This window comes from Anaerobacillus sp. 63XJN7_5_ISO-PGPR-S23-430 (assembly GCF_056173695.1).
The window spans coordinates 4,189,544-4,210,792 of the sequence record NZ_CM149686.1; the positions used below are offsets into that span (position 1 = coordinate 4,189,544).

A 21,249-nucleotide genomic window follows, 5' to 3' on the forward strand; every position below is an offset into this window, starting at 1 on the left:
TGATCAATTATGGGACAATCCATTAAAGGCAAAATCGCATATATTACTGGGGCGAGTAGCGGTATTGGACGTGCGACGGCTCTTCAACTTGCAAGTGAAGGGGTTCATGTTGGCTTGATTGCCAGAACAGAAAGCAAGCTAAAAGAAGTCGCTGCGGAAGCAGAATCTTACGGTATTAAAGCCGTTGTTGCTCCTGCTAACATTGCAGAGATTGATGAAGTTAATAAAGCCGTTGATCACTTAAAAAACGACCTCGGCTCGGCAGATATTCTGATCAATAATGCTGGTATGGGGCGATATGGCTCATTCTTAGAAATGGAGCCCGATGACTGGAAGGAAACTCTCGAAGTAAATGTTTACGGGACGTATCATGTAACGCGGGCTGTTCTTCCCCAAATGATCGATAATGATAGCGGTGATATTATCACAATCTCGTCAAGTAGCGGCCTAAAAGGAACAGCTGGCTCAACATCTTATAGTGCTTCTAAGTTTGCCATCCAGGGCATGACCGAAGCCCTCATGCAAGAAGTTCGCCGAAATAATATACGCGTCTTCACACTAAATCCAAGCCTTGTTGCTACTGAACTCGTCTTCGGCAACAAGCTCGACGAACAGGATAAGGAAAAGTATATGCAACCTGAAGATCTCGCTGAATATATGGTTGGCCAGTTGAAATTGCACCCTCGCATTTTCATCAAGCAGTCATTGCAGTGGGCGACGAATCCGTTTTAAGCTAAATTTATTAAGTAAAAGTCGGTCATTAAGCCACTCTGACCGACTTTTATTTCATTATGAAAAAAAGTTCAACCTCTCCACTTTCCATAAAGTCGTTCGATCTCTTCCGGACTTGTACGACAGCATCCTCCAATTAACCGCGCTCCTGCTTGAAACCATTCTTTTGATCCATCTACGATCTCATCACACGTTTCATTCCCCTGCCACGTTTTTGAATTCGATTCATAGACTTCTCCAGAGTTTGGATAGACAATAATTGGCTTATCCGTTTGACCAGCTATCTCCTTTACCACTCTTGTCACAAACGATGGAGAAGCACAGTTGATACCAATCGCAGCTATTTGTTCGTTCTCCTCAAAATATCTGGAACATTCTTTTAAAGCAGTACCATCGCTAATTTTTTCTTCATTTTGAATGGTGAATGACAGCCAGGCATGAGTATCAGGAAACTCTTGTATCAATGATCCTAAAACTTTCGCTTCTTGAAAAGATGGAATTGTTTCAAAAGCTACTATATCAGCTCCTGCACTGATCAATGCTTCTATTCTTGGTCGATGAAATGCGATAAGCATCTCATCGCTAACGTGATAATCGCCTCGATACTCAGATCCATCAGCCAGGTATGCGCCATATGGGCCTACGGAAGCGGCAATAAAAGGTTTGGGACGATTCAAATGAGCCTCTCGTTCCCAGAAATCGTCGCGTGCTTTACGGGCAAGAAGGACGGTTTTCTTAATTAGTTCTACTGCTTCCTCTTCATTCAGACCTCGAGATTTCAGCCCCTCGATCGTAGCCTGATAACTTGATGTTATCCCACAGTCAGCCCCTGCTCGAAAATAATCTAAATGAACCTGATAGATGAGCTCTGGATTTTCAAGCAAGACGCGAGCAGACCATAGCGGATCATTTAAGTCGCACCCATATTTTTCAAGCTCTGTCGCAAGAGCCCCGTCCAATATCACAATATTAAAATCTTCTAAAATAGCATTAATAGGATTGTGTTTTTGTAGCATCAATTATCCCCCTTTTCTTTACTCGTTTTGTTAAATAATAACTTCCATAGCACAGCGCAATGAACGGTATTCCACAATAAAGCGCTACTCGCTGGGTAGGATCAAAAGCAATGCCTATCAGTGAAGCAAGACATAGTAAGAAAGCTAGAGCTGGAACAACAGGATAAAAAGGTGTGCGATAACCGAGCTCTTTCAATGAATTTCCTTCTTTTAAGTACCTCTTTCTAAAAAGAAACTGTGAGACGCTAATACTCATCCATACGACAACAACGGCAAGTCCAGAAATAGAGACTAGAACAACATAAACAGTATCTGGTGCAATAATACTTGAAAATAACGCAAGTGCTCCACCCACCATACTAAAAATCACAGCGTTAAGAGGGACACCATTTTTGTTGAGCTTAGCAAAAACAGGTGATATCGTTTGCTTGTTCGAAAGTGACCAGAGCATTCTTGATGAAGCATATAACCCTGAGTTTGCAGCCGATAGAATGGCCGTTAGGATAACAAAATTCATAATATCAGCTGCAAATGGAACACCAATTCGTTCGAGCACAGCTACAAACGGACTTTCTAACACTCCTGCTTCCGAAGCGGGTAGAAGAGCTGATAAGATAAAAATTGAACCGACAAAGAATAGAATTAACCGAATTAATGTTGTGCGAATAGCCCTTGGGATGGTTTGTTCAGGATCTGATGTTTCTCCCGCTGCAATACCAATAAGTTCTGTACCAGAAAAAGCAAAATTCACTGCCAGCATCGTCATTAAAATGGCGAATGCCCCATTTGGAAAAATTCCTTCATCTGTAAAGTTCGAGAATAATGAAGCGTTTGTTCCAGAGTCCATTGGAATAAACCCTACGATGGACGCTGCACCTATGATAATAAACAGCACGATCGCCAACACTTTTACTAAAGCAAACCAAAATTCCGTTTCTGCAAAAAATTTAACTGTTAAGACGTTAACAACAAAGATCACGCCTGCAAACAACGCGCTCCATACCCATACGCTGATGAACGGAAACCATCGCTGCATTAACATTCCAGCCGCTGTAAACTCAGACCCTAGCGCTACTGTCCAGGTTAGCCAATACAACCACGCAACCGTATAACCGGTTCCTCCTCCAATATATTTAGCGGCATAGCTATGAAAAGCACCTGTTTCAGGCATATGTACCGAAAGCTCTCCCAAACATAGCATTACAAGGTAAACCACCAATGCTCCAACCAAGTAAGAGAGTATCGTTCCAATAGGACCAGCTTGCTGGATCGTATAACCAGAGCTTAGAAACAACCCTGTACCTATGACCCCTCCTAGTGAGAGCATCACCACATGTCTTGACTTCATTTCCCTTTGAAAACCATGCTTGCTTTCCATCTTATTTCTCCTTACTTTTCCATCCAGAAAACAAAAAAACGCACCCAAAATGAGTGCGTTGCTGACAAAATAAAACCGAAGGCTCTCATCTATCAGGTTTATCACCCGCTGGAGTTAGCACAGTATCCGATGGACCTGTTGCTGAGGTTTCAAAGGGCCAGTCCCTCCACCTCTCTGGATAAGAAAATATATTTTAATAAAAATATCAATTATTCAAGTTATTGTCAATGGCGTTAACTATTTATGTTAACTTAGATAAAAAGTCCTAATTCATTCAAGCATCGATAGATCAACCGTATCTGCCATCTTCTCGTACCCTTCATCATTTGGGTGCAAATGATCTCCAGAATCGTACTTCGAGAGATATTTCGCAGGATCGTTAGGATCTCTCAATGCTTTATCAAAATCAATTACATCATCGAAGGCTCCGCTTGTCCGGATCCATTCGTTAACTTCCTGACGTGTTTTCTCCCCTTCTTCTGTATACATATCGGAATCTTTATATGGTGTTAACGTCCCTCCATAAATATCAAGACCCTTTTCATGAGTTGCTTTAATAATTGCTTTCATTCGATCAATGATTTTCTCTGAATCATATTCAGGATAGTGTCTTAAATCATTTATACCTTCGTGCAATAGAACCGCTTTTATCCCTTCCTGGCTTAAAACATCTCGATCTAATCTAGCTAATGCGTTCTCGCCTTTTCCTTCTTCGCTATTAATTAAATGATTCGCAGATACCCCTGCATTCAAGACAGACATGTTCACTTGAGCTTCTTCTTCATTCATTCGATTGGCAAGATAGTCTGGCCATCTGTTATTCGCATTCATAGTTGAATAATTGCCATTCGCTATTGAACTCCCCATTATGACGAGTGCACCATCTACTGAATTATTTGAAACCACCTCTAATCGATCTAGCCAGAACCAGGCTTCTTCTTTTGAAGTGTATGATGTACCTTCCGTATCCCCAGCATGATTCCCTTCCTCCGACATGTACACCGTTTGGTTTGAACGCTGATGCCATGTTGTAGGTCCAGTCTCACCATCTACTGATAAACTGACAGCAAGATTCTGATCCGCACCAACAGGGAATTCAATCGAATCGCTATACTGCTTTTCACCTGGAGGAATTGTAACGGATTTCTCTCCGTTAAACGTGATAACTTGATCTGTCTCGCCGTCTACGCTCGCACCTTCTTTGGAGACAGCAACCCTTACTTCTTTCATAGATAAAGGTAATGAACCAAATTCATTAGATAGTCGAATACGCATTTGATCTCCATCCATATGGGGACGAAGTATTAAGCGGATTGTTTGATCCTTAAAACCTTCATGCGAGTTTCCATCCTGAGCAGGCGCCTGCATGCTTGCTGTCCAAGATCCGACCCACTCACTCTCTTCTGATGCACTATTATTTGATGAAGGCCATCCTTTTGCACTTACCAAACTGATTGATCCAATGAGTGCAATGATGATAAAGCCAATTCCTATTCGTGTCATTGTTTTCTCGCCTCTCATGTTGTTTTCTATTGAACTTGTGACTTCCAAAGCGCTTCCGATAAAAAAGCCTTCGCATATTTCCAATAATCTCAGTTGGTCGACCACTCTTTGTTTCCTATTCTTAATTAAGAAGCATACCCTTATTCCTATAGAATGAAGCCGCTTGAGCTTTAACGTAAAAAACATGCAAACAAACTGATATATAGATTACGAACAGTTAAAACGGAATAAGATGATAAGATTCGCACATTATCAATTTAAAAATCCGGTCCATAGGAAGATCAACAAAAAAATCCCCTCTTTCATTATTTGAAAGAGGGGATTTTTTAATGAAAAACGGTTCAATTAAACAAAAGCGATTATTAATTCATTTACCTCAACAATTGAGAAAGCAGCAGGCCAAGGTGGACTTATTAGAAGAAATCCATAAAATTCGTTTCTCTGTTCGGTATTGTTTTTTGCAGAATGGCTACTTCCTTCTCTGATCCTTGCAGTAAACCTGCTTCATAAAGCAATTCCGGCATCTGATAGCCAGTTAGAAGGGCTGTCAACGTATTAATATTACATCGTAGTCCACGTTTAGGTGGATGCGTACAAGCGGCATTTTCTTTATCTCCCTTGTACACATTAACTCCCTCCGCGCTAATATGATAGCTCCCATTATTCCATTGTGCATGTTCATCTGTAATATGTAGAAAGAATGATTCATTCTTATCTAACTTGAATGGATACTGTTTTAGAAAGTTCTCTACGTCTACGATTCGTGCCATGAAATAGGCTTCAACTATTGTTTTCACTTTAGGATTATTTAGCAAGAAAGGAAGTTGATCGGCTACATTCGTCAGAAGTGTTCCATCATCAATCATGGAATCATGCTGACAGATATAATTCCAAAGCCCTCGTCTCGCCTCACCATCCAAACAAACCAATTCCTCTACCTCAATCGAACGATCTTTTACTTGATAGTACACATATCCTGTTAATCTGCCTTCTTCGTTTCGATATCCCGCAAACTGAAATCCTTCTGAATATACCCGTTCCCGCCACCAGCTTTCCGTTCGAACAAGCATGCCATTAAATCGATTAGCAAATTCTTCATATACTGGATTAAGCGTTTCGTAAACGTGTTCTAGTGCAATTCGTCGAACTTTACCATTTACACGTGGTAACAGTTTGAAATCTTCCTTCTTAAAATTTAACTTTTTCCAGTCATTCAGAACTTCAAAACCAAACTTACGGTAAAAGGGAATTTGGAAAGGATGGAGAAAAGAGATTGTTTGTCCTCTATTCTTCATTTCCAATAGGGCGTTTTGTAGTAAACGTGCTACTCTCCCACCTCTTCTATGCTCAGGGTATGTTGCAACCGACGCAATACCGCCCATAGCGAACTTTTTCCCAGCAATCCTTGTTTCAAAATCAATTAAATGAAGCTTAGCGGCAAGCTCGTCGCCTTCAAAATCTCCCCATATTTCATGTTGACTATAGCCCCTAATTTTTTCTTCTAAATCTTTATCAGGAACTTTATATTGAAAAGCATATTCTGAAAGTCGTACGGCATCAATTACTTCGCTTTTTTCTAATCTTCGCATGTTAAGCCTCCTATTTTAATGTTTTCCTTTTATTACAATCATGAGTGGAACAATAATCGGTAGAACACCATGTATTCCTGACACATGGTCGCGTTCACGTAAAGCCAGAATAGAGAGTCCTGTTAAAACTAGAAAATCGATCGTCATCACATGAACAAAATTCGATTCTAGAAAAGCTTTTTGATAAATAGAAGCATCTCCAGCCACTAGTCCGTAAATCATTAAACCAAGAGCTATCATAATAAGGACAAGGGAAAGACCACGAGATTGAAGTAATATCCTCAACTTATCTGGCGTTCGATTGGGGGCATCCTTCTTCTTATTTAAAATAAAATATGGCATTAAGCTAAATGCCCCAGCTACAAATGAACCAAGTACAAATGGCCATGCTGGTATTGAACCACGGTCGCTCCGTAACAGCAATACAGCAAAAACAGCAGGAAATACTCCGAGTAGTGAAAACATGGCAAGCAAACTGGGATCGGGTTGATTCATCGTTAATAATTCAGAAAGATAAGGACCATTTCCTTCTGGCGCTAGAAAAACTGAATACAGTATAAACCCAAGCCATATGATAAGTAAGATGAATCTCTTCATCATGCACCTTCTTTCCTCTTTATCTTTCTAAATCATAAAGTTATCCTGAAAAAATCTCAAATATGTGTAGAATTTTCGAACAATTGTGGTATACTAATTGTAACAAAACATTCACAAATTATTCTTTATTTCGACATAAGTTTAGTTTGTAAGCGGTATCATAAAAAGGAGTTGTTAACTATGGATGTCTATATGGTCTATCTTTTCGTTATCACGGCTACACCGTTGTTTCTGTGGCAGGATTATAAGAAGCTTGCTTTCTTACACACACCGTTTATTGTGGCAATCTGGGCGCTACTTATTTTCTACATTGGTGGCGGTATGACTCCAGTAGCACATACACTCTTTATTACTCTTTTCGCGATTAATGTTCTTTTCGCTCATTTAGCGGCTTATCTCATCTTTGCTCGCCCATTCCTTAAGGAACGTTCACTTGCAAAGAAAATGTCACAAATAGAAGACTAAATTTTCAACAGTACTGTGGAGATTCATAAATCTCTACAAAATTTCAATTTAAAAAAAGCTGTTCACCTCTTGAGGTGAACAGCTTTTTTTGAATCACATATTCATATTGTGCATGCCGAATGACATAACCCAGATTGTACCGGCAACGACTGCAACCGCAATGAAAACTGCGTAAAGAATCGTTCCGACCTGAATTCGGCTACTATCACTCTCAGTAATATGCATAAACATTAAGAGCTGAATCGCTGCCTGAATCAATGCCAGGATGACAACAATAATCATAATCGTTCTAAAACTAAAGTCTGAAGCGAATCCGACCCATAAAGCAAGTAGTGTTAAAACGATCGATAGACCGAAACCAACTAAGTGGCTCCATGGGAAGTGGCTATGACTATTTGTCTGCTCGTTGTTTGAGGCCATCTTACATCACCATCCCATACAAGTAGACTGCTGTGAAGATAAAGATCCACACAACGTCAAGGAAGTGCCAGTATAAACTTGAAATAAAGACCTTCCTTGTTGTGTCAGGTGTTAATCCGCGTTGCTTCAATTGAATCAAAATAAGTGAAATCCATGCAATACCCATTGTTACGTGGGCACCGTGCGTTCCGACTAATACAAAGAAGCCAGACCAATAGGCACTAGTTGTTAGTGCAGCACCTTCATGAATGTAATGAACAAATTCATAAATTTCAAACCCTAGGAATCCTAAACCTAATGCGAGTGTAATACCTAACCAGAGAAACAATCCTTTAAGAGAATGATTTCTCATATAGTGAATAGCAAGTCCACATGTGAAACTACTTGTTAGTAGCAAAAATGTTTCAATTAACACACCACTAATTTCAAAAAGCTCTTCTGGTCCTGGACCGCCAGCTGTACGACCAACTAATACTAGATAAGTGGCAAACAGCGTTGAGAACAAAGCGATTTCGGCACCGAGGAAAATCCAGAAGCCTAGAATATTCAGTCGGCCAGTTTCCGACTGATATTCTAAAGGCGTGTTAGGAGAATATTCGACTGATTCCATGCTTCACGCCTCCTTTATAAAGTAGTTTTTTTCTCATCTTCTTCTATTTCTTCTACGCTAACGTAGAAACCTTTATCATAATCAAATGAACGGATCACCATTGTTGCAAGGACACCAATTAGCCCAAGAATAGACATCCAAGTCCAAGAGAATACCATACCAAATCCTGCAATAAAGAAGAATACACTCATCACAATCGGCACGCCAGAGTAACTAGGCATATGAATTGGTTTATAAGGTTTCTTCTCAGGTGTTTTCCCTTGTTTCTTCTCTTCTTTCATAATCCAGAATGCATCATGTCCTTTCGCTTCAGGAAGATGAGCGAAGTTATAATGCGGTACTGGAGCTGGTGTTGACCATTCAAGTGTTCTAGCATCCCAAGGGTCACCAGTTGTTTCACGTGGAGAGTAACGGAAGCTATAGTAGATGTTATAAACAAGAATCAAGAATCCGATTCCCATTAGCATACCACCGAACGTAGCAAGTACGTTCAAGCTCATCCATCCGTCTCCAATTCCATAAGTGTAAATACGACGAGGCATTCCTGCAAGACCTAGGAAATACATCGGGAAGAAACATAAGTTAAATCCTGCAACGAAAATCCAGAAACTCCATTTACCAAGACGCTCGTTCAAACGGTGATTGAACATTTTTGGATACCAGAAGTATAGACCTGCGAAACAAGCATACACAGTACCCGAGATGAGCACGTAGTGGAAGTGAGCAACTAGGAAGTACGTATTGTGGTACTGATAGTCAGCAGCTGCCATCGCTAGCATAACACCTGTTACCCCACCGATAACGAAGTTCGGGATAAAGGCAAGCGACCAAAGCATCGCTGTCGTAAATCGTATTCGCCCTTTGTACAGAGTGAATAGCCAGTTAAAGATCTTCACACCTGTCGGAACGGCGATTAACATCGTAGTGATGGAGAAGAATGAGTTAACTGCTCCACCTGCTCCCATCGTAAAGAAGTGGTGAACCCATACTAGGAAGCTTAGTCCGGCAATAACGACCATGGAATAAACCATTGCTTTATAACCGAAAAGTGTCTTACGTGCAAATGTACTAATAATTTCTGAGAACATACCAAACGCCGGAAGAATAACAATGTACACTTCAGGGTGGCCCCAAATCCAGAAGAGGTTTGCCCAAAGCATTGGCATACCGCCATCCATCATTGTAAAGAAGTGACTTCCAAACAGACGATCAAACGTCATAAGTGCAAGTGCCACGGTAAGAACCGGGAATGCAAAGATGATGATAACCATCGTAATTAATGAAGACCATGTAAACATAGGCATTTGCATAAGCTTCATAGATGGTACTCTCATTTTCAAAATCGTAACGAGGAAGTTAATACCCGTTAATAATGTACCGATACCTGCAATTTGTAAGCCGAGTAAGTAATAGTTCTGCCCTACTCCTGGGCTTAGTTCGAGACCAGCTAATGGAACATAACTTGTCCAACCAGCAGATGGAGATCCACCAATAACAAATGAAATGTTAAAGAGCATAGCCCCCATGAAGAAAGTCCAGAAACTTACTGCGTTTAAAAACGGATAAGCAACGTCTCGTGCACCAATTTGTAATGGTACAACAACGTTTATTAAACCAATTAAGAACGGCATAGCCATGAAAATAATCATGATTGTTCCGTGCGTTGTAAATATTTCATTATAGTGGTTCGCATCCAAAAAGCTTGAATCTGGAACCGTTAATTGCGCCCTCATGAGCATGGCATCTACACCACCGCGGAAAAGCATAAGAACTGCTGCGATGATATACATGATACCGAGTTTTTTATGGTCAACAGTGGTTAGCCATTCCGTCCATAACCATTTCCACTTTTTGAAATACGTTAAGGCGAAGATTGCGCCAATCAATGTTAGTGCAATTGATACATCCGCCCCATAGATCAGCGGATCCCCGGTGACAAAAAATTCATCCAATTTCATGGTGTCTTCCTCCTCTCTTAATGCGAGTGTTCCTCGGAATCTTTTTCAGAGTCTTCATGGTTCATTTCTGAATGATCCATTTCTGAGGACTCATCTTCATCAGTTGATTCGCCATTACGGACCTTTGTTGCGTATTCAGCGTCCATTCCATGATCAACCCACTGAAGGTGAGTTTCTGAGAATGTCTGCTCTTCTGTATGACCTTTAAGCATCAATTCATTGTATTTCTCTTGAGTAAGTTCAGGTGCGTCTTGCGCCTCTTCTACCCACTGATCGTAATCTTCTTGAGATTCAGCTGTTACAGTAAATACCTGCTCAGTAAATCCTTCACCAGTGAAGTTGGCATTACGTCCGCGATACTCACCAATTTCATCAGCTTGCAAATAAAGTTCTGTCATCATGCCAGACATTGTGTATTCCTGCCCACCAAGTGACGGAATCCAAAATGATCCCATTGAATCTGCCGATGCTAATTTAAATAGAATTGGGTGATCTTCCGGGATATGAAGATAGTTCACCGTTTCAATATTTTCTTCTGGATAGCTAAACACCCATTTCCAATCGACTGATGTCGCATGAATCACGATTGGATCTTTATGAGACGTCGCTTCCGGTGCCTCTTCTAGTGCAAAAATCGTTTGTACAGTCGGCACTGCAAGGACAATAAGAATAATTACCGGAATTACAGTCCAAACAATTTCAAGGAACACATTCCCCTCGATATGTGGAGGTTCGTATTCAGGACCACTCTTACGCTCACGATATTTAACAAGGATGAGTGTAAATAGCACGAACACGACCAAAACAATAAACAGCATAAAGCCAATAGAGAAAAGAATTAAATTCGCTTGTTGTTCTGCTACAGGTCCTTTTGGATCAAGAACGGTTAAGTTACTACAGCCACTCAATACCATCACTGCAAGAAACATACTGAGCGCAAAAAATGATTTCATTCGCTTCACCGCCAGGCCACCTTCCTTTCTTCCTATATATTAGTTAAGTAGATTTTAAACAAAAAATGACAGAAACAACTGTTACCATTGGCTATTGTAGCAGGTTCCTTTCATAAATGTGACAGGTGTCACAAGATGTCAAAAGTTGCTCATGTATTTATCACTTTTTTGTCACATTTCATACATATTTTGTTCAAATTTGTGGAATGATTTAACTTTAATGGATATAACAGCGCTTGCTTCATTTGTCTCTGCTTTTCTTCAAGCACGATCGTTGTCTGTTCAATAGACTAATTGATAAAGTATGACTGTATTTTGAAAGGAGCTTATCATGAACTTACAATTAACTGACAAACTAGCACTTGTTACAGGGTCAACATCCGGAATAGGTAAAGGAATTGCGGAAGTACTATTAAAAGAAGGTGCAGAAGTTATTATAAACGGACGTACGTATGAGCGTGTACAGGATGTGGTGAAGGAACTATCATCACTCGGGAATGTACACGGCGTTGTTGGAGATCTTTCAAAGCAAGGCGAAAGCAAGCAACTCATTGAAGAAGTAAACAAGATTGGTCAGCTCGACATCTTAATTAATAATATGGGGGCATTTGAAGTTAAGCCGTTCACAGACGTATCAGATGAAGAGTGGATGAGTTATTTCCAAACAAACGTCATTAGTGCCGTGAGACTGAGTCGCGAATTTCTCCCTACTATGCTATCAAGGGATACAGGACGAATCCTGAATATCGCGAGTGAAGCAGGAGTTAAACCACTATCCCAAATGCTTCCATACTCGGTAACGAAAAGTTCTTTAATTAGCTTATCACGCGGACTTGCTGAAATAACAAAAGGCTCAAATGTTACTGTTAACTCTGTACTACCGGGTCCAACATGGACAGATGGCGTAGCAAGCTTCATGGAAGGCGCAGCTGCCGAAGAAAAGAAAGATCTTGATAACTTTACACGAGACTACTTTAAAGACAACGAACCAACATCGTTAATTCAACGTTTTGCACGAGTCGAAGAAGTGGCAAACACAGTAGCCTTTCTCGCGTCACCATTATCATCAGCGATAAATGGATCAGCTCAGCGTGTAGAGGGCGGAATTATTCGCTCCGTTTAATAGCACCACCCAATATGAAAACCCCTCTGACTTGGTCAGAGGGGTTTTTTGCTATTTTGCTTCAAGTAGCCACTTTGTCGCTTGCACATCTACATAGCCGTTACTTTTAAAGGTAAGACTTACATCATGTTCTTCAGGGAAAAACCTTGATGTGAACACTTCCTCACCATCATTTACAAACACTTCAATCGAGGATGAATCGACATAGAATCGAAGGTTATAAACTTCATCGATGGAGCAGCTTCGCGACTCATCCTTTCCATCAACAAAACTCTTTCGTTTAAACGTTAATATTCCTTTATCAGCATCATAAATCATTTCGGCATTGTTTCGGAAGTTAACAGCAAACGAGTTTTCCACTTTCTGCACATGAAGAAGTAATTCATATGTGGTTCCGTGAAACTCCTCCCATTCCTTTTCTTCATTAGAAAGCGTGATTTCTTTTTTCACTTCATTCTGTCGCATCGCTTCTAATTCCTTCACAGGACGTTGGATAAGTTTATCCCCTTCGTAATAAAGCTCTCTTGGAATGGTTAGCATGTGTATCCATTTGTGTTCGATTGTTGGATGATGCTCTTCTCCCTGCTCAGGCACACCCATCCAACCAATCATCAGCCTTCTTCCGTTCTCATCAAGTGTCGTTTGTGGTGCATAAAATTCAAAACCTCGATCAAGCTCTGTAAACGATCCGTGATTCATCTTTCCACTCACATAATTCATTTCTCCAGAAAGGTACCCTGTTTGATAGACATTTTGGTACAAGTATCCTGTAGGCTTTAGCCCTTGTGGGGAAAAGAGAAGAATATCCTTCCCATCTAACTCAAATAAGTCAGGGCATTCCCACATGAATCCTAAATCACCAATCGGTTCTTCCCCAGAAGCTGTGACGTCCCCTTTCAACATCCAGTCCTTTATATTGGTTGATTCAAATAAGGCGACTCGACCTTCTTCATTTAGGTTCTGCGTACCAACCACCATGTACCATTTCTCTAAATGCTGCCACACTTTTGGATCTCGAAAATGGGGGGTATATCCTTCAGGCAAGTTTAATACTACACCCTTTTTATCAAAGTGAATCCCATCTTCTGATTCAGCCAGACACTGATAGGTTTCACGATTTCCCTGCTCATCTTTTACATTCCCAGTATAGAAAAGCATCAATTTATCTTCAGAGACGACCGCACTTCCCGAATAGCAGCCATTCTTGTCGTACCAGTCCCCAGGGGCTAAGGCAATTGGGGCAAGCTCCCAGTTAATGAGGTCTGTCGACGTATAATGTCCCCAGAATTTAGCGCCATGATCCGTTTTAAAAGGCATCCATTGAAAGAAAACGTGATAAACGCCCTTCCATTGTATAAAACCATTTGGATCATTTAATAACCCTGCAGGTGGCATTAAGTGAAATGCTGAGCGGCGGTAGTCACTTTCAACTGTTTCACGTTGTGCCTCTATTTCTTTCATTGCAAGATCCTTTAGCTGCTCGTTTCGATCCGTCATAAAAATCACCTAGTTCATTAAAATTTTGAAAAAGGGGATCCGCTTTATTGAGGATCCCCTTCGCTATTATTTATCTAGCATACCGTCTTTGTAGCCAAATGCCCATGTAAGACCAAAGGCAATCCCAATCGAAATGATGTTAACAAGTAGATACAATACAATCTGACTATTCAAGAATAGTAATGTACCTGGGATAACAGTAACTGCAAGGCCCGTCGCTTTTAACTTAAAGAGTGATGCGAGGAATCCCCCGACTGCACCACCGATTAATCCCATGATAAATGGCTTCATATACCGGAGATTGACACCAAAGATAGCCGGCTCTGTAATTCCAAGAAAAGCAGATAAAGAAGATGGAAGGGCTAATGCTTTCAATTTCTTAGACTTTGTTTTCAGGCCAACAGCAAGTGCTGCCCCACCCTGAGCTGCGATTGCCGCAGAAATAATTGGGTTAAATGGATTGTAGCCAAGGTTTTCAAACAACTGAATTTCAAGGAAGTTGAAAATGTGATGAACACCTGTAATAACAATAATTTGATGGAAGAATCCAATGATTAAACCACTTAGACCAAATGGAAGATCAAGAATATAAATCGTACCATCCATGATGTACTCTTCTACCGTATGGAAAATAGGTCCGATCGCAAATAGCGACAAAGTAATCATAATTAACAATACTAGGAACGGAGTTAAAATAAGATCTAGTGCTTCTGGTACTATTTTACGAATTCGTTTTTCTAACTTTGCTCCGAGTAAACCTGCAACAAAAGCGGGAATAACCGAACCTTGATAGCCTACTACTGGAATAAACCCTAGAAACTTAAGTGGCTCTGCATTTCCTGCCGCTACTTCCCATGCGTTCGGAAGAGCAGGCGTAACAAGCATCAATCCGAGTACGAGACCGATCGTCGGATTTCCTCCAAACACTCGGAAGGTTGACCATGCTACAAGCGCTGGTAGGAAGATAAATGCTGTATCCGTTAGAACTTGTGTAAATAGAATAAAGTTATCTGAGATATCCCCTGGTGTTAACCCGAATAGAGCAAGTATCTCTTCTTGAAGCACAAGACCGCGTAGTCCCATAAATAACCCTGTTGCTACAAGCGCTGGAATGATTGGAACGAACACATCACCAAATGAGCGGATCGCACGTTGAAACGCATTTCCTTGCTTCGATGATTCTTCTTTAATTTCGGACTTAGTAGAACCAGTTGCTCCTAGCGCTGTCACCTCATCATAAATTCGGTTAACAGTCCCTGTCCCAAAAATAACCTGATATTGTCCAGAATTATAGAAGGCACCCTTTACTTTCTCTACCCCTTCTACTCTTTCTTGATCAATTTTTTCTTTGTCGTGTACCATAATTCTTAGTCTTGTTGCACAATGGGCAACAGATTGAATATTCTCCTGTCCACCAATAGCATCAATGACTTCCTGAGCAATCTCACGGTTTGTAGCCATATCATTAACTCCCTTCACATTATATCTTGCGCATGGTATCGATTCCATATTTGGCGAAATAAGAGCGTTTTCATTTCCTCGCTCTTTTTAGTCTATCGTTAAGTAATTAAATAATGAGTGATATGTGAACGATTCCACATTGGTTAAAAAGAAATTGACATCGCTTTCACTAGTTACTATACACTATCCCTTTCAATAAGTCTATAGTTAAGTTTAAGCTTTTTCTTTTCCAAAACTTTCCCTGATAGCTGCTCTAAAATAAGCTGAGCCGTTTTCTGTCCAGCATCTTCATTAAAATAGTCCACAGTTGATAATGCCGGCGTCACGTGGCGGGATAAGTCAGAAGCACCGATACCGAATAATGCCATATCTTCTGGAATGCGAATCCCCTGCTCTTTCAACAAGCCAAGCGCTCCAATCGCCATGCGATCCGTTACGGCAAAAATAGCGGTTGGTTTTAATTCAGATTGCTCCACTAATTGTTTGGCAGCTTCATATCCGGACTCAAATGTAAAGTTCCCATATTGAATCCAACCTTTTTCCACTGTTAAACCGTGCTTTTTCATTGCATCAAGGTAACCCTGTTTCCTCACGATCCCAACAGCATGGTCTGTTTCTGGTACACCTATAAAACCAATGTGGCGGTGACCTTTTTCTATAAGTGACTCTGTCACACTATATGAAGAATGATAGTCATCGTATACGACAGACATGACGCCATTTAATTCCTGTCCAATTGCAACAAAAGGAATAGAAGCATCTGAAATGGTATCAAGTAATTCTTGGTTCCGATTTGTGGCAAGCAAAATAATACCGTCCACCTGACGACTTTTTAATAGCTTTATATTTTGTATTTCTTTCTCAGGCTGTAATTGGGTATTGGTTAGAAGAATCTGATAACCGTTGGCCGCAAGCTCATTCTCGATCCCATTAACAACACGACTGGCTGTTTCAGTACTGATTCTTGGCAGAATAACGCCTATAACGCCCGAACGCTTCGTACGCATTGTTTTCGCATGTGCACTCGGAATATATCCCATCTCTTCCACTGCTTCAACGACGCGCTGCCTTGCTTCATGACTAACATAACCATTGTCATTCAGCACTCGCGAGACTGTTGTTCGTGAAACACCTGCTCGTTTTGCTACATCCTTAATTGTTGGCATAACCGTTCCTCCATCATGACAGTCTTTCCTTAATTCATCATAATCGATCTCACTGCTGTTGTCTATAACTGGAAATATGTGTAGGGAGGACCGATTTTGTAAGTCTCCTCAGTTTACTTCTAATGTAATGCCCTCTATGATGTAGAAGAGTGTGTGTTATTTCGTGATACTAAATAAATAGCGTTAATAGATACTCCAAAAAAATAACTTTATTTAAAGGAGGGCTGCTATGACAGACCACTATGAACATGAAAATTTAGATGCATCAGCGCGGAAAAAGCTAATTATTCTTGTCTGTACGATTCTAGCTTTTGCCGTTATGAATGGAACGATGTTCAACGTTGCCATTCCCGATATTGCTGCATCTTTTAATCTCAGTCCATCAGAAGTAAGCTGGGTGTTAACTGGATATATTCTTGTATTTGCCATTGGCTCCCTTATGTACGGTAAGCTAGCGGATATCTATCCAATCAAAACTCTTTTTACTATAGGGATTAGTATTTTTGCTACAGGGGCCTTTATTGGTTTTCTTTCTCCCAACTATCCTACTCTTCTAGCAGCACGAATACTTCAAGCAATTGGTGGCGCAACAATTCCAGCGCTTGCCTTTATTGTTCCAATTCGGTTTCTCCCTAAAGAAAAAGGAAGAGTGTTTGGATTGATCTCTTCCACCGTTGCCTTTGCTTCAGGTGTCGGTCCTATAATCGGTGGTGTTGTAGGAGGTACGCTGAATTGGCGCTTCCTTTTCCTTTTCTCTGTTGCGACTGTATTTGCCATTCCGCTCTTTAGAAAATGGCTACCGAATGAAGAAAAGCGTTCAGGATCCATTGATTTACCAGGTGCTGCGCTTATGGCCGTATCGGTAGCATCATTGTTGTTCTATATTACAACGTTCCTTTGGTATTTACTCGTCCTCTTTACCGTCTTTTTCATTCTATTCTTATGGCGAACGTTTACGATTACACACCCATTTATCGATCCCGTTATATTGAAAAATACCAAATACACGATCACCGTGTTAACTAGTTTCCTTGGAACTTCCGCGCTCTTTGGATTGATCTTCGTCATCCCAATAATGTTGCGAGAGCTTAACGGGCTATCAACCTTAAATATCGGTCTTGTCTTATTTCCCGGGGCAATGGCTGCTGGGTTAATCGGCCAAATCGGTGGTAGAATCATCGAACAGCGTGGCGCAATACTTGTTGTAAAAATAGCGCTTCTTCTGATCGCAAGTGGAACATTTTTCATCTCAACGTTTTCAGGTTACAACGCATGGGTTATTGCACCGTGTCTATTAATAGCTTACCTTGGGTTTCCACTCATCCAGAGTTCAACAGCTGATCTCCTGTCTTCCATTCTACCTGATAACCAAAATGGTGTAGGTATGGGGGTTTTCAATTTATTGAACTTCCTTGCTGGCGCTTTTAGTTCAGCTATTTTCGGAAGGCTTCTTGAAATGAAAAACGTTACTTTTTCGATGAATCCACTTTCACGATCAGGAAGTAATCTCATTTTTAGTAACTTGTACCTTGGGTTAACCTGTATTGCTCTGCTCGCATTTGCCATCTTCACGTTGAAATTTCTATCAAAACGTGAAAAAGCACTATCCGAATCATCTGCGTCTTAATAAGCAATCAAAAGATCGGCCATAGAGCCGATCTTTTTCTTACATCAAATTTGCAACATATAAACCGCTTGCTGCTGCCTGTGATAGAGAATGCGTTTCACCAGAGCAATCTCCGATCAAAAAGAGACCTTCTACTTCTGTTTCAAAATGATCATTTGTCTGGATCTTTGCTTCGTAAAACTTTCCATCCATACCATATAGTAACGTCTCTCCATCAATTGGCTCACCGATCAGCTTTTCGAGGCAATAAAGAAACTCCTGAAGCGCACGAAGATAGATGTTCGGCACTTCGTCTATCAAGTTCCCAGCTTCTCCATCAAGGGAAGGAACAATTGAATTCGAACTTAGAATTGTCGAAGTTGTAGCCTCTTGTTTTTTTAATTCCCGCAGACGCTGGACCACAATTCGCTCCCCACCTCTATTAATCCCTCCAATAATTTGCTGTGCAGTGTTATCCGCTTCCTCTTTCGAAGAATAAAAAGAAGGAACAAATAAGGTGAAGTTCAAATTGTTTCCTGGCGCATTCTTTTCTCTTTTATTCTGTCCATCCGGCATAACAAGCCCGTGTTGATATTTCCTTATAATTCGCCCATTTGGGTTCATACAGTACGTCGTTCCTTCAAATGCCTCTCGTTGAATATGAAGCTTCGTTTCGAACGTATCCTTCAAGATGGATGTGAGCTGATCACCTCGCATTTCTACTCGAATACCCAAATCAAGGCGAGCAGGACCAGGCACGAGACCAAACTGTTCACATTGGGCATACATCCACTCACTTCCGCTATTGCCTGTCGAGATAACAACATTTTTTGTTTTCATGATTCCTTTTGAGGTATCTATGTCAAAGTATTCTGCTTTTTCAATCGAGTAAACGTCCGTTTCAAATCTTAAATCGATTCTTTCTAACAAATACTCATACAAATTTTGAAACACTTCAAAAGAAAGGTTTGTTCCAAGGTGTCTAACTGATGTCGTGAACACATCTAATCCTACGTTTTTGGCTTTCTCCTCTAACTCCGAACTGTATGTATGATAGAGCTCAGCCTTGTCCCCGCCAAAAGAACAAAGAATGCGGTCGACTTCCCACATCAATTTTTCCGACTGAGCAGTACCTATTTTTCTACCGAGACTTCCACCAAAATCATTCGTATAATTAAATTTACCTTCTGATTTACCTAGCCCAGCAAACCCTATGTATTGGTCACAAACGTCACAAGAACATTCTTGTTGTGAACGAGCCCTACAATTTCGGTCGGTAAGCTTCTTTCCTTTATCGATTAACATAATTTTATATTCTGGATGTAGCTCTGTTAACTGATATGCCATAAAAATACCACTAACTCCAGCTCCAATGATCGTGACATCGTACATGGCACTACCTCCACTCTTTTTATTTAAAAGCATACCACATCAAAAGGACTGATCTCTAAAAATCAGTCCTTTAAATGAAAGCAAATATTATCTAACGACGTCCTCTTGAACGTCTGCCACTTGATCGTCTTCCTGAGCTACATCTGCCGCTCGAACGCCTACCTGAGCGTCGGCTGCGTCGGCTGCGTCGGTTGCTACGTCTCCCTGTCGAGAAAAGTCCAGAGCGCACGCCGCACGAGCGTTTGCCTGAGCTACGTCTGCCGCTTGAACGCCTACCTGAACGTCTTCCTGAGCTACGACGTCCTGAACGTGAACGCTTCCCTGAGCTACGTTTTCCACTTGAGCGACGACTACGACAACCGCTTGAACCTTTACCTGAACGACGACCAGATTTCTTCCCTGACTTACGCTTTCCACCTCTAGCTTCGATCGGGTTTTGAATAAGAAACTCATCAAGACCTGCTTCCTGAGCTTGTTGTAATAGCACCTCTACATTCATTGAAACATTCTTCAACACTGTTTGCTCCCTTCCCTTATCTTCTGCTTTAGCATTACTATATGATATGAAGAAATGAAGAGCTTGTTCAGTTCCTACGGAAAATTCCACTCTCTCCCATTTAAGTGGCATGATCTCATATGACCTCATATCTTGTTATGAGTAGGAAAAGGATAAAGGAAGTGACGTATGAGCATTCCACACTATCATTTATCGATCGATAAAAAAGGTATGAAAAAGCTAAAGAAAGATAAATGGAGCGATCAACTTGTACCAGCTGTTTTACAAGTAGACCAAACGAATTATGAGGTGAAAACAACTTATCGTGGCGCACACACGCGTAAATTCAAAAAAAAATCCTATATGGTTGAGTTTAATGACAAGAACTTATTTCATCATCAAAAAACACTGCACTTAAATGCCGAATTCAATGATTATTCATTATTAAGAAGTAAGCTTTCTTTCAATTTATTTCATAAATTGAATGTACTAACTCCTAATGCTGAACACATTATGCTCACACACAATAACCTCTTCTCAAGCATCTATTTAAAACTGGATTCGATAGATGAATTTTACCTTAACAATCATAACCTACCAGATGGGCCCATTTACTATGCTCAAAATGATGACGCCAATTTTTCACTCCTTCGACCTGATGATTACAAACCGAAGAAATCATTGCTTGATGGATATATGAGAAAATATGGATTGGAATCAGACGATCATTCAGTTGAAATTCTTCTATATAAAATCAACACATTATCACAAGAAAAGTTTATAACTGAAATAAACAATTTAATAGACGTTGAAAAATATTTAAACTGGCTATGTGGCGTCGTTTGCACACAAAACTTTGACGCCTTTATTCAAAACTACGCCCTTTACCAAAACAGAGAAACCAATCGGTTTGAAGTTATTCCATGGGATTATGACGCTACGTGGGGGCGAGATATTAACGGAAGAATGATGGAACATGACTATATCCCCATCAGTGGCTACAATACGCTTACAGCGAGACTACTAGCCTGTCCTACCTTTAGAGCTCGATACAAATTAAAACTTGAGCAAACAATCGAAACATTCTTTACCACCAAAGAACTTGAAAAAGAGATCAATGAACTTCACCAGACTTTGAGACCTTATGCCCTTAACGATACTTTTCTAAAAAATAAACTAAGCTACTTTGATTCCGAACCTGACTTTATACTTCAATACATCCGAGACCGAGTGAATTTTATAAAGAAAGAATTGGCCGATTTTTAGAGGGATTTTTAGCCGGTGCCT

At 40.6% G+C, this 21,249-nt stretch carries 19 protein-coding genes and 1 riboswitch; of the genes, 5 read left to right on the top strand and 14 right to left on the bottom strand.

What is annotated here, in order from left to right:
• Positions 1 to 9: 9 nt before the first annotated feature.
• A complete protein-coding gene (locus AC0VYJ_RS21590; protein ID WP_475366232.1) occupies positions 10 to 732 on the top strand; it encodes a 3-ketoacyl-ACP reductase in 723 nt (240 codons plus the stop codon).
• 71 nt (positions 733 to 803) lie between these two features.
• Here AC0VYJ_RS21590 and mmuM read toward each other — a convergent pair whose 3' ends face one another.
• The 5 genes from mmuM to AC0VYJ_RS21615 all read right to left on the bottom strand — a co-directional run bounded on the left by mmuM (position 804) and on the right by AC0VYJ_RS21615 (position 6,815).
• Positions 804 to 1,748: a homocysteine S-methyltransferase gene (gene mmuM / locus AC0VYJ_RS21595; protein WP_475366233.1), complete on the bottom strand. Its 945-nt coding sequence runs from the start codon at positions 1,746 to 1,748 to the stop codon at positions 804 to 806.
• Entirely contained in the window at positions 1,723 to 3,126 is a 1,404-nt protein-coding gene (mmuP, locus tag AC0VYJ_RS21600) for an S-methylmethionine permease (protein ID WP_475366234.1), read from the bottom strand. The genes mmuM and mmuP overlap by 26 nt, the downstream gene beginning before the upstream one ends.
• A gap of 82 nt (positions 3,127 to 3,208) precedes the next feature.
• Positions 3,209 to 3,311: riboswitch (SAM riboswitch) on the bottom strand.
• A gap of 85 nt (positions 3,312 to 3,396) precedes the next feature.
• Positions 3,397 to 4,629, bottom strand: coding sequence for an SGNH/GDSL hydrolase family protein (locus AC0VYJ_RS21605; RefSeq protein ID WP_475366235.1), 1,233 nt, complete (start codon positions 4,627 to 4,629; stop codon positions 3,397 to 3,399).
• 413 nt (positions 4,630 to 5,042) lie between these two features.
• Positions 5,043 to 6,218 (bottom strand): GNAT family N-acetyltransferase, encoded by a 1,176-nt coding sequence (locus AC0VYJ_RS21610; RefSeq protein WP_475366236.1) that lies wholly within the window; start codon positions 6,216 to 6,218, stop codon positions 5,043 to 5,045.
• A gap of 15 nt (positions 6,219 to 6,233) precedes the next feature.
• Positions 6,234 to 6,815: a hypothetical protein gene (locus AC0VYJ_RS21615; RefSeq protein WP_475366237.1), complete on the bottom strand. Its 582-nt coding sequence runs from the start codon at positions 6,813 to 6,815 to the stop codon at positions 6,234 to 6,236.
• A 180-nt stretch (positions 6,816 to 6,995) separates the two neighbouring features.
• Here AC0VYJ_RS21615 and AC0VYJ_RS21620 point away from each other — a divergent pair, with 180 nt between their 5' ends.
• Entirely contained in the window at positions 6,996 to 7,280 is a 285-nt protein-coding gene (locus AC0VYJ_RS21620; RefSeq protein ID WP_194218224.1) for a spore morphogenesis/germination protein YwcE, read from the top strand.
• Positions 7,281 to 7,373: 93 nt separating this feature from the next.
• Here the strand turns inward: AC0VYJ_RS21620 and qoxD are convergent, their stop codons facing one another.
• The 4 genes from qoxD to qoxA are packed head-to-tail and all read right to left on the bottom strand — an operon-like array spanning position 7,374 to position 11,221.
• Entirely contained in the window at positions 7,374 to 7,700 is a 327-nt protein-coding gene (qoxD, locus tag AC0VYJ_RS21625) for a cytochrome aa3 quinol oxidase subunit IV (protein ID WP_194218223.1), read from the bottom strand.
• 1 nt (position 7,701) lies between these two features.
• Positions 7,702 to 8,310 carry a cytochrome aa3 quinol oxidase subunit III gene (gene qoxC / locus AC0VYJ_RS21630; RefSeq protein WP_194218222.1) on the bottom strand — a complete coding sequence of 203 codons (609 nt, stop codon included), beginning with the start codon at positions 8,308 to 8,310 and terminating at the stop codon, positions 7,702 to 7,704.
• 14 nt (positions 8,311 to 8,324) lie between these two features.
• Positions 8,325 to 10,268 carry a cytochrome aa3 quinol oxidase subunit I gene (gene qoxB, locus AC0VYJ_RS21635; protein WP_194218221.1) on the bottom strand — a complete coding sequence of 648 codons (1,944 nt, stop codon included), beginning with the start codon at positions 10,266 to 10,268 and terminating at the stop codon, positions 8,325 to 8,327.
• A 17-nt stretch (positions 10,269 to 10,285) separates the two neighbouring features.
• The gene (gene qoxA / locus AC0VYJ_RS21640; RefSeq protein ID WP_475367541.1) at positions 10,286 to 11,221 is read right to left on the bottom strand and encodes a cytochrome aa3 quinol oxidase subunit II; all 936 of its coding nucleotides are present in this window, start codon (positions 11,219 to 11,221) and stop codon (positions 10,286 to 10,288) included.
• 331 nt (positions 11,222 to 11,552) lie between these two features.
• On the opposite strand from qoxA, the gene AC0VYJ_RS21645 reads away from it, so the two are divergent.
• On the top strand, positions 11,553 to 12,344 hold the full coding sequence (locus tag AC0VYJ_RS21645; RefSeq protein WP_194218219.1) for an SDR family NAD(P)-dependent oxidoreductase: 792 nt from the start codon (positions 11,553 to 11,555) through the stop codon (positions 12,342 to 12,344).
• Positions 12,345 to 12,395: 51 nt separating this feature from the next.
• Here the strand turns inward: AC0VYJ_RS21645 and AC0VYJ_RS21650 are convergent, their stop codons facing one another.
• The 3 genes from AC0VYJ_RS21650 to AC0VYJ_RS21660 form a co-directional block, all read right to left on the bottom strand.
• Entirely contained in the window at positions 12,396 to 13,841 is a 1,446-nt protein-coding gene (locus tag AC0VYJ_RS21650) for a glycoside hydrolase family 32 protein (protein ID WP_475366238.1), read from the bottom strand.
• A gap of 66 nt (positions 13,842 to 13,907) precedes the next feature.
• Complete coding sequence (locus AC0VYJ_RS21655) at positions 13,908 to 15,302, bottom strand: sucrose-specific PTS transporter subunit IIBC (RefSeq protein ID WP_475366239.1); 1,395 nt, start codon at positions 15,300 to 15,302, stop codon at positions 13,908 to 13,910.
• A 176-nt stretch (positions 15,303 to 15,478) separates the two neighbouring features.
• Positions 15,479 to 16,468, bottom strand: coding sequence for a LacI family DNA-binding transcriptional regulator (locus AC0VYJ_RS21660; RefSeq protein WP_194218216.1), 990 nt, complete (start codon positions 16,466 to 16,468; stop codon positions 15,479 to 15,481).
• 229 nt (positions 16,469 to 16,697) lie between these two features.
• Between AC0VYJ_RS21660 and AC0VYJ_RS21665 the strand changes: the two genes are divergently transcribed.
• Positions 16,698 to 18,095 carry an MFS transporter gene (locus AC0VYJ_RS21665; RefSeq protein ID WP_194218215.1) on the top strand — a complete coding sequence of 466 codons (1,398 nt, stop codon included), beginning with the start codon at positions 16,698 to 16,700 and terminating at the stop codon, positions 18,093 to 18,095.
• Between the two features lie 39 nt (positions 18,096 to 18,134).
• Here the strand turns inward: AC0VYJ_RS21665 and AC0VYJ_RS21670 are convergent, their stop codons facing one another.
• Both AC0VYJ_RS21670 and AC0VYJ_RS21675 read right to left on the bottom strand, forming a co-directional pair.
• Positions 18,135 to 19,466, bottom strand: a complete 1,332-nt coding sequence (locus AC0VYJ_RS21670) for an NAD(P)/FAD-dependent oxidoreductase (protein ID WP_475366240.1) — start codon at positions 19,464 to 19,466, stop codon at positions 18,135 to 18,137.
• Between the two features lie 87 nt (positions 19,467 to 19,553).
• Complete coding sequence (locus AC0VYJ_RS21675; RefSeq protein WP_430245475.1) at positions 19,554 to 19,919, bottom strand: hypothetical protein; 366 nt, start codon at positions 19,917 to 19,919, stop codon at positions 19,554 to 19,556.
• Positions 19,920 to 20,151: 232 nt separating this feature from the next.
• On the opposite strand from AC0VYJ_RS21675, the gene AC0VYJ_RS21680 reads away from it, so the two are divergent.
• Positions 20,152 to 21,228, top strand: coding sequence for a CotH kinase family protein (locus tag AC0VYJ_RS21680; RefSeq protein WP_475366241.1), 1,077 nt, complete (start codon positions 20,152 to 20,154; stop codon positions 21,226 to 21,228).
• The last annotated feature ends 21 nt before the right edge of the window (positions 21,229 to 21,249 follow it).

Coding starts and splice junctions, on each gene's coding strand:
- AC0VYJ_RS21590 (WP_475366232.1), top strand. CDS start 10: ATGGGACAATCCATTAAAGGCAAAATCGCATATATTACTGGGGCGAGT.
- mmuM (WP_475366233.1), bottom strand. CDS start 1,748: ATGCTACAAAAACACAATCCTATTAATGCTATTTTAGAAGATTTTAAT.
- mmuP (WP_475366234.1), bottom strand. CDS start 3,126: ATGGAAAGCAAGCATGGTTTTCAAAGGGAAATGAAGTCAAGACATGTG.
- AC0VYJ_RS21605 (WP_475366235.1), bottom strand. CDS start 4,629: ATGACACGAATAGGAATTGGCTTTATCATCATTGCACTCATTGGATCA.
- AC0VYJ_RS21610 (WP_475366236.1), bottom strand. CDS start 6,218: ATGCGAAGATTAGAAAAAAGCGAAGTAATTGATGCCGTACGACTTTCA.
- AC0VYJ_RS21615 (WP_475366237.1), bottom strand. CDS start 6,815: ATGAAGAGATTCATCTTACTTATCATATGGCTTGGGTTTATACTGTAT.
- AC0VYJ_RS21620 (WP_194218224.1), top strand. CDS start 6,996: ATGGATGTCTATATGGTCTATCTTTTCGTTATCACGGCTACACCGTTG.
- qoxD (WP_194218223.1), bottom strand. CDS start 7,700: ATGGCCTCAAACAACGAGCAGACAAATAGTCATAGCCACTTCCCATGG.
- qoxC (WP_194218222.1), bottom strand. CDS start 8,310: ATGGAATCAGTCGAATATTCTCCTAACACGCCTTTAGAATATCAGTCG.
- qoxB (WP_194218221.1), bottom strand. CDS start 10,268: ATGAAATTGGATGAATTTTTTGTCACCGGGGATCCGCTGATCTATGGG.
- qoxA (WP_475367541.1), bottom strand. CDS start 11,221: ATGAAATCATTTTTTGCGCTCAGTATGTTTCTTGCAGTGATGGTATTG.
- AC0VYJ_RS21645 (WP_194218219.1), top strand. CDS start 11,553: ATGAACTTACAATTAACTGACAAACTAGCACTTGTTACAGGGTCAACA.
- AC0VYJ_RS21650 (WP_475366238.1), bottom strand. CDS start 13,841: ATGACGGATCGAAACGAGCAGCTAAAGGATCTTGCAATGAAAGAAATA.
- AC0VYJ_RS21655 (WP_475366239.1), bottom strand. CDS start 15,302: ATGGCTACAAACCGTGAGATTGCTCAGGAAGTCATTGATGCTATTGGT.
- AC0VYJ_RS21660 (WP_194218216.1), bottom strand. CDS start 16,468: ATGCCAACAATTAAGGATGTAGCAAAACGAGCAGGTGTTTCACGAACA.
- AC0VYJ_RS21665 (WP_194218215.1), top strand. CDS start 16,698: ATGACAGACCACTATGAACATGAAAATTTAGATGCATCAGCGCGGAAA.
- AC0VYJ_RS21670 (WP_475366240.1), bottom strand. CDS start 19,466: ATGTACGATGTCACGATCATTGGAGCTGGAGTTAGTGGTATTTTTATG.
- AC0VYJ_RS21675 (WP_430245475.1), bottom strand. CDS start 19,919: ATGAGTTTCTTATTCAAAACCCGATCGAAGCTAGAGGTGGAAAGCGTA.
- AC0VYJ_RS21680 (WP_475366241.1), top strand. CDS start 20,152: ATGAGCATTCCACACTATCATTTATCGATCGATAAAAAAGGTATGAAA.